This is a genomic window from Microvirga sesbaniae (assembly GCF_025460805.1).
In the GTDB taxonomy this organism is placed as follows: Bacteria; Pseudomonadota; Alphaproteobacteria; order Rhizobiales; family Beijerinckiaceae; genus Microvirga; species Microvirga sesbaniae.
Genome location: NZ_JAMXFJ010000101.1, coordinates 1 through 2013, shown reverse-complemented (window position 1 = coordinate 2013; position 2013 = coordinate 1). Strand labels below are relative to the sequence as shown.

Genomic DNA, 2013 nt, shown 5'->3' with positions numbered 1-2013 from the left:
GCCGCGCCTGCGTCGATCCCGCCGGAAGGCCAAAACCCCCCGGCCCATGCCGGAAAAAACCGCCAGAGGAGCCGCACACCCGCCCGAAGACCCTTCGAACCCGTGCCGCTCATAGCCCAGACCAGATTACCAGCCCGTACACCCGACGACCCGCTCCAGGCCTGGCGGCCTGAAAACCCGGAAGATTCGTCCTGGTGGAAAAACCCTGCAAGAGCCCCGCTTCCGCAGAATGCTCTCAAGGGAGGCGCTGATATAAACCCCTTCCGGCATTTTGCAAGAGACATCTTCAAACGAGCGTTCGATGCCGCGGCCGGCAGGGGAGGGGGGCGCCTCGTACCTAAGGGTATATGGGGTCGCCGAAGGCCGATTTGAAGGCCGTGATGTGGTATATCGTGCTGGGGACAAGTCGGGTGCGACAGGACCTGTGCTCGCCTCCTAATCCTCTTTTTACCTTTGACGGGCGTAATCGGATCGAACCTCCTCTCGGGCCGACTCGTTCAGCCCCAACATCATAACAGACAATGCATTTCAACCGACGGTCCCCATCTTCCGCCGCCCATGGTTATGGCTCCCTCACGAAGGACGATGAGAAGCATCCCGATACGGACAATCAGGCAGGGACGGATGCTTCGACCAAGCCTCCGCACTCGCCCGTTACGGGAAGCCGCCTCGCGCCGGTTGAACGGCAGCGCGAGGCTGGGGGCGCCGGTCCCGCACCGAGCCTGTCGCGGGCGAGAGTGACCGATCCGCGCTCCCTGGCCCGAGACGACGTCGACAGCCGGGTAAGGGACAGGGGGCCGAACGGCGCTCCGCGTGGAGAGGTCTGGGAGCAGTCGTTCTCCATGTCCCCGGAGGTGCGCTTCACGCGCACGCCCGAGCGCGTTCTGAAAGAGCGCAGAATGCAGACGCCCGCACAGCCGGCGTCCGATGGTGACGAAAGGCAGGCCCGGGAGATCGCGTCGGTGAGGGCGGCCGATCCCGCACCCGCCGTCCAGGAACGGCTGCGCGCACTTCAAAGCAAGGCCGCCTCTCAGGAGGTCGGCAGCGCCGCCGCGCGCGCTTTCACCAGAACACCGCCGCAGGCTCCCGACCAGACCAGGCGCATGGCTCCGGTCCGGCCGCGCGGAGACGTGCCTCAGAAGGGAGACGTGCCTCAGAAGCATGTGCCGGCTGCTCCCGCTGCAGCCGAACCGGCTCCTTCACCGAGCCCGGTCACGCCGCCGGCACCGCCCGTCAAGGCCAGTCCGGCTCCGTACGAGCTTCCGGCGATCCAGCAAACCTACAGCTTCATGTGGCAGCCCGGAACCTATCTGCTCGATCCGACCCTGCCGACCCCGTCGCGGCCGGCGCTCGTGCCGGCGCCCGTCGAGGACAGGCAGGAGGAGACAACTCCGATCGTGAGGAAGGCGGCGCCTCCGGCTGCCGCGACACCGTCTGCTCCGACGCCGCCTCCGGCCGCGCCGGATGAGCTGCCGTGGGACGAGGACGAAGACGGCGCCGACGTGCCGATGAACCATGCGGAGGACCTCGCAGACGACCTCGTGGACGATGAGGACGTGATCGACGAGACGGCCGTCGAGGCGCAGCCGCGGCGCGCAGCGGTCGTGACACCCCCGCGCCCCAGCCCAGCCCCGATCGTTCCCGTTCCTGCCAACGACAGCTTCCGTCGTGACGGCCGCGACACTTATGCGTCGGTTTCGGTCGGCGTCTCTGCGCCGGTGCGAGCCTCGTTCGCGTTCGAGCTTCCGTCCCTCGATCTCCTGGCGGAGCCGAAGATCTGGGACAGCGCCGACGTGCCGGTGGAAGTGCTGCAGGAAAATGCCGCGACGCTCGAGAACGTGCTGTGGGACTTCAACGTCAAGGGTGAGATCATCAACGTCCGCCCCGGTCCTGTTGTGACGCTGTACGAGCTTGAGCCTGCGCCTGGGACGAAGTCGTCGCGGGTGATCTCGCTGGCGGACGACATCGCGCGCTCGATGAGCGCGGTCTCGGCGCGGGTGGCGGTGGTGCAGG

The 2013-nt window shown here is 67.1% G+C and carries 1 protein-coding gene; it reads left to right on the top strand.

The window, feature by feature from the left end:
* Positions 1 to 521: 521 nt before the first annotated feature.
* On the top strand, positions 522 to 2013 hold a 1492-nt coding region (locus OCW50_RS32910; RefSeq protein WP_262300390.1), incomplete at its 3' end, for a DNA translocase FtsK.